The organism is Pseudobutyrivibrio sp. AR14 (genome assembly GCF_900101325.1).
GTDB lineage: Bacteria > Bacillota > Clostridia > Lachnospirales > Lachnospiraceae > Pseudobutyrivibrio.
Window position 1 is genome coordinate 1 of record NZ_FMUY01000029.1, and the last position, 6449, is coordinate 6449.

The 6449-nt window shown below is 35.5% G+C and carries 5 protein-coding genes; 4 read left to right on the forward strand and 1 reads right to left on the reverse strand.

The window, feature by feature from the left end; translation table 11 throughout:
* The 3 genes from BLP50_RS14475 to BLP50_RS13905 form a co-directional block, all read left to right on the forward strand.
* Positions 1-198, forward strand: a 198-nt coding sequence (locus BLP50_RS14475; protein WP_207645749.1) for a hypothetical protein, incomplete at its 5' end; no start/stop codon positions are given.
* A gap of 142 nt (positions 199-340) precedes the next feature.
* Positions 341-2428, forward strand: a complete 2088-nt coding sequence (locus BLP50_RS13900; protein ID WP_090155827.1) for a hypothetical protein — start codon at positions 341-343, stop codon at positions 2426-2428.
* 72 nt (positions 2429-2500) lie between these two features.
* Entirely contained in the window at positions 2501-4909 is a 2409-nt protein-coding gene (locus BLP50_RS13905; protein WP_090155829.1) for a hypothetical protein, read from the forward strand.
* 69 nt (positions 4910-4978) lie between these two features.
* On the opposite strand, the gene BLP50_RS13910 is transcribed toward BLP50_RS13905, so the two are convergent.
* Complete coding sequence (locus BLP50_RS13910; protein WP_090155831.1) at positions 4979-5851, reverse strand: hypothetical protein; 873 nt, start codon at positions 5849-5851, stop codon at positions 4979-4981.
* 281 nt (positions 5852-6132) lie between these two features.
* On the opposite strand from BLP50_RS13910, the gene BLP50_RS13915 reads away from it, so the two are divergent.
* Positions 6133-6449 (forward strand): hypothetical protein (locus BLP50_RS13915; RefSeq protein WP_330386099.1); only part of this gene is annotated, 317 nt, incomplete at its 3' end.

Sequence of the window (6449 nt, forward strand, 5' to 3'; positions counted from 1 at the left end):
GTAAAAACGGATGAAAATGTTATTGAATATCCAACACTAGAATCGCAAGATTCATTAAAATCAAAAATGATAAGTACGGAACTACGAAATCCGTATGAAAAAAAATATATGTTCAAATCCCATAAACCGGAGGCGGAGACTATTAATCAGGTGATTAGTATAGAGCAACCACAATGGGACGTGGAATGTGAAAGATAAGCTAGAGTCTATTATGGTTTTAGATATCAGTTAAAGGAGTTATAAAAACTCCTTTTTTTTATGTTTAAAAAAATAATAATCCATTATTTATAAAGAATGATTATTTTTGACACAAGTGAAATGAAAAAAGGAGACTTAAGAAATGAGTATAGGTCACAACAAAAAGACTGCTGAGCAGTCAGTAGAAAAGTTTAAACAAGTAACAAAGCAAGTTTATGTTGGCAGAAATGGAAAGCTCAATAAAGTATCTATTGGTCTTTCAGTTGGTATTTTAGCTCTTATGGGAGCACTTGTTTTTGTTGGCGTGCAGCGTCTTTCACCTACAGCTATTCAGTCAGACGTTGTTAATGGTATTTCTTCAGAGGAAGGAAGAAAAGTAGTTCAGCAGGCATTCTTAGATAGTATTAATGCTTACATGAACGGTGATATTACAGAAGAAGAGATGTGGGAAGCAATCTCAAAGCTTATTGCAGATTATCTAAATTCTTCTTCAGCATTTACTGATGAGCAGAAACTTGAACTTAATCAGATTATTCAAGATTATTTGAATTCTCTTTCAATCGAGGATCTTCTTGCTGACAATCAAAAAAGTATTGATCATGTTCAGTCAATATTAGAGAAGTATATGAATCAAAACGCAGCTACTCTAGAGGCACTTAAGAATTCTCTTCAGACAGAAATTAATAATAATCTTGTTTATACAAATGAACAGCTAGCTAATCTTCAGGATCTTTATGATAAGTTAGCAAAGCTTGAAGTAGACAACTTCCAGAAGGCTCAAGATTATATTAACGAAACATATAATCAGTTTAAACATTACAATAATGAGACAAACCAGAATATGTATGGTGGTCTTGGTGTTTGGGAAGCTAATAAGGAATATGCAATCAATACATTCGTAATTTATAAAATTGCTGATGATTATGCTCCAGAAGATAAGACTAATTACAATGATGGTGATATAAGAATTTATCAAAATGTAACTGGCGATAATACTTCAACTTCACCTAATTTTGATAAGACAAACTGGAAAGAACAGTCACTTGCTACAGCAATCCAGCAGATTTACAACGTAACTGTATCAAACACAACAGGCGGTATTGATGAATGGTCTGCAGATAAGCAATATGGTATTGACGAAGTTACTGTATATAGAGATAAGCTTTATATCAATATTACAGGTACATCAAATGCTACGAGTCCAGACAATGATACAACAAACTGGAAGCAGCTTAGCCAGGCTGAATATACACAGCAGGTATTCCAGACATTTATTGAAAAGCTTTATAATGGCATCCCTGAATGGAGCGCTGATTCTTCATATACTCCTAATTCATATGTAATGTACCATAATAAGCTTTACAGAAATATTACTGGCGCTAATTCGGATATTACTCCTGATCTTGATACAACAAACTGGGCAGAGTCATCTATCATGACAGTTATCAACAACACATATAACACATTTAAGACAGTTACAGGTGCTAAGGACTACGATCCTTCAAACCCAGGTCAGTATGTTGCTGGTGACTATGTAATTTATAACAATACAATTTATAAGAATGTAAGTGATAATCCTTCAACAAGTGATGGTTCTCAGCTTCCAAATTCTGATTCAGCATGGAAGGCTGTAACAATCACGGAAATGATTGACCAGAACTATCAGACATTTATTAATGCTATTGGTGCAGAGGATTATAATCCAGAGCATTCATATCAAGTAGGTGATTATGCAATTAAAGACGGCCAGCTTCAAAGATATGGTGAAAATGGTTGGGAGACGGTTTCAGTTACATCAAGTCTTGAGACACTTACAAAGGAAATCGAAAAGCTTCAGCTCGAGACTTCAACTAATCTTGAAGACTTAAATAAGAACTTAATTGATCTTATTAATGAAAATGCTTCTCTTTCAGATGAGCAAAGAGCAGCTATGCTTGAAATAATTAATAATAATAGTGATTCATCAGCTGCTTCTCTGGAAACACTCAAGAATGAACTTTTATCTGAGATCAATTCAGAGTCATCTGAGAATGAGAAAGAACGTCAAAAGCTTATCGATCAACTTGAGGCTCTTGCATCAAATACATCATCATATATGTATGATTATGAGCAGAGAATCCAGCATCTTGAAGATATTACGTCCGATAATACAAAAGAATTCGAGTTCGGATATAACACATCTACTGGTACATATGGCTACTATGTCAATGGTGTATTTAAACCATGGTAATTAATAATCAGTAAATATATAGGAGGTGGACACTCTGCCTCCTATAATATTGATATCTAGGAGATTTTTAAAATGTTAAAGAAATACTTAAAAAGAATTACAAGTTTCATATTTGCAACATTCTTTGCTATTTCTCGCTTAATGATTACTACAGTTCATGCTGAAGAGAATCAAGGAGATTTTATTCCATTTAGAAGTGATTACGTGGCATATATTGCTCAAAATGCATCAGCTGATAGTGATATAGTCCAGTGGGTTTGGTTAAAGCTCTTTGACGAAGAAACAAATTGGAACTCATCACAAAGCTATTACAGTGCAACAGCTACAGATCCAAGTGGCAATACTGTATCAGCTTCTAAGTGGGCCACAAAGTATTACAATCTTTATGTTGGTACAGATGGAGCATTAAAATCTAGCTATAATACTCAGGTAACTTATAATCCGGAGTTTGATGGATTTATCTTTGCAACACTTATCAATAATGATGATTTTGTAATCAATTGGCTTAATCAAGAGCCAAGCGTATTTAAACAATACGCCCAGACATCATCAAGCCATCCTATATTTACAGAAGGTATGATTGAGCTTACAAAGAACGGTCTTTTCCTCGGTGGTGGTAAGGATGCATCAAATAATACATTTCTAAAGGGTGCCGGCTCAACAAATACAAAATACAATGCAAAATGGAGTGCTGGCGGAACTACAAGAGATACATATGATATTTCAGTCCTTAAGATTTTTGGTAGTGATTATATGTCACTTAGCGACATTCAAAAGACATGGGTTAAAACATACATGGACTGGATGGTATCTGACTATGTAGCATATAGAACAGGTGGTGTAGCTGCAAAGAATAATTCTGAAAGCTTATACAATCTTATCTCAACTTCATATGAAGGATTTGCAAATGGTAATGTTAATCAAGAATTCTTTAATTACTGTATTTCAAGTCCACATGTGGCTGTTGGTGACTTAATTGTAAATGCAGCTGAAAAAATGGGCGAAACAAGTGCCTATAGAACAGGTAAAGCGGATGTTGCCGCAAACATTAATATGTCATCTATCTGGGCTGGCGATGCTGACTGCGATTATACTGAAACAAGTCTTGGTGATAATGATTATGACTGGTTAGCATATAATATTTGCTTTAGTAATAGTTCATTCTATTCAACACTTAGAACACTTGTTGATAACAATACTGTAACAGCTCAGCAGAAGCAAGAATGGTTAATGAGATATTATCAGAAGCATTCCACAAGCTCTTCTGAAGGCTCTATGAGTTATGCAATTCAGCATGCAGGTGAAACAATCACATCTGATGTTAAATACGCTTCAAGTACCTGGACAGGTTGCGGCCGTTCATGTTGGAGTGATGATGATGATTCTTTCTGGTGTCCAATCCATAGTGGTGAAGGCTACCAGGATGTAGTTAAGCCAATTGGTGTAAAAAGTTTTTCATTCGAGTTGAAGCCAGGCGGTGGTGGATTTGGTAACGGGCACGTTGCAAGTACACTTAATGTAACAGTAAAAGATACAGCATCGGGTACAGTTATTTATGACAATATTGAAATTCAAAATAAAACAACACTTTCAATCCCAGATAAATATGTATGGTCATCAACAATTGTAATTAGCATTTCAGCACACTACAAAGATGGTTTGAATCAGCATGTAGGTAGGGGCGCTTGTGATAGATATCATTATGGTTACTGTAACGCAACATGGACATATGTTCCACTTTCAGATTGTGAGAAGAATCGACATATATACTCTTACTCATATCAGTTTTATGATAAGTATGATAATCCAATAACATCTGGATCATCAACAACTCCATATTACTGTAAGGCAACAGGTTATTGTACTAAGTGTCCAGCAACAGACGTTCAGTATGATTACACACTAGAAAAAACGGAAAATAGTTCGTTAATAAATTATAAAGCATCATTTGAACATTCTAGTGGAATCCCTGAAAAAACATATACTGTTTATAAAGGCTCTGCTACAGGTGGCTCAAAAACATATAGTTCAACTAAAAATACTGGAGCTACAACAGGCTTATGCGCTGGTAGTTCATCGTCTGGTAAATATGCTGCATCAAGTTCAAAAACAGTAATTGAAAATGGCAGTGGAAATAGCTTTGGTATACATGCATCAGCATCAGGGACTGTTTCACTTGAAAGCGGAGGTATTGCTCCCGGTGCAAAAACTGTAACAGTCTCAGCTTCTGCTAAAGAGGTGACATTTAAATTATATAGTCCTAAACGTGGATGCCTAGACGAAATAGCTCTATATTCTTCGAATTCGTCAGAACTTACATGGACATTCGATTGTTCTGATTATTCAGATACTCAATTAGAAGGTGCTTATATAAGTGTTAATATGCACTCTACTGCTCAAAACACAGGTGGACGTGCTGTAGGGGAAAGTGCTTCTGTTAATGCAGCTGTTAGATTCAATTACATTAAAGTTACATACTAATAAACCTAAAACAGCAAAAGAGCTAGAGAACTTAATCTCTAGCTCTTTTATTCTTAATTGAGGAATATATTAACCCCATACAATATCGGAAGGTAATTCATATGAACTACTGTCTGAAAAGCCACTGTCTGATGAGTCACTATCCCATTCGCCAAGGCTCTCTGTATATGAACCGCCGTCTGAGGAACCTGAACCAGAATCTGATGAACCGAATTCTGAATATGTCGAATCATGGGACTCTTCCAAGTGGAGATGTCCTTCTGTACCTATATATCTACCATATATGCCTGTTCCAACCCAATCCATAACGAAGAATTCACCGACTTCTACAATCTTTCCAGTTGGAAGCATTACTCCAGGACCATCGTAAAGTGCCCATGCTGGAAGTCCTAATTCCGCTGCAAGATCTGCATGTAAGTAATCAGTTGATTCTGTTGTTGTATTTGATACAGCACCCTTTCCTGAGCCACCTGATGTTGGAGCTGCTACTGTACCTGCCTTAATACCTGCTACATAAGTAGCAAGTGTTGCAACTCTGCCCTCTGCCTGTCCGCATACTACATAGTGAGCGATGATTGAGTTCATGTCACCACTGTATACCTCAACTAAGTCTGGATTAGCCAGGGCATATACTGAAGCATTGAATGTTGCTGAAGCATCTCTACCTTCATTGATACCATTAGATACATAATGATTGAAGAGTGCATCTGCATCTGTTCCAAGTACGGCTACTACATCTGGATAAGTCTCAGCATAATATGTAGCATCAAATACATTCTTAAGCATTGCCTTAACTTCGTTTGTAAGAGTAACTGTCTTTGTCTGAGTTGCCTCTGTTGCTGTATTTGCCTCAGCAGCATGAGCTGTAATTGTATTCTTCCCACCCATTACAGAAGCTACGAATGCAAATATTATTAGTGTCTGAACGATTCTGTTTTTCATATAATATCCTCCATTTTTGTGTATCTTGTTACACAATAGTATATTTGTGACTGTTTTTCAAGTATTAATAACAGTTTGTTGATAAAAACTCATTGTTTCTTAATAAATATACTCAAATATAATCTCAAAAATATTTTTAAAACCATTATTTAAATATATGACCTATGAGAACGGGATAATGGCTCATTATCATTTTAGTCCTAAAACCCCGTACTTAGGGACCATTTCATGGTATAATGTTCAAATCTAATGTTAGAAAAATAAATGTATGGAGAATTTTTATGGGAAAAATATTTAAACACAAACTTACAAGAAGACAAAAGGAAATTTTAGAGAGAACAAAGCTGCCTAATAATTGGGAAGAATTGTCTACATATCATCGTAGAATCATCAAGAGAATAGAAAAGATGATTAAATATTTGGAAAAGAAGTATGGAAAAAAATTCTATTACAAGGGCTATATTCCAGAGAACAAACTCTTTTTCGACAAAGAGTCATTACTGGTTTATGCAGAAGGTGATGATCCGGAAGTAGATTGCTTTGCTGTAGAACCAAAGGGATTTGGATTTACTGATGAGTATGCATGGGTTATTCAGAC

Bases quoted from the DNA above. Each gene is read 5' to 3' on its own strand.
- BLP50_RS13900 (WP_090155827.1), top strand. From the start codon at position 341: ATGAGTATAGGTCACAACAAAAAGACTGCTGAGCAGTCAGTAGAAAAG.
- BLP50_RS13905 (WP_090155829.1), top strand. From the start codon at position 2,501: ATGTTAAAGAAATACTTAAAAAGAATTACAAGTTTCATATTTGCAACA.
- BLP50_RS13910 (WP_090155831.1), bottom strand. From the start codon at position 5,851: ATGAAAAACAGAATCGTTCAGACACTAATAATATTTGCATTCGTAGCT.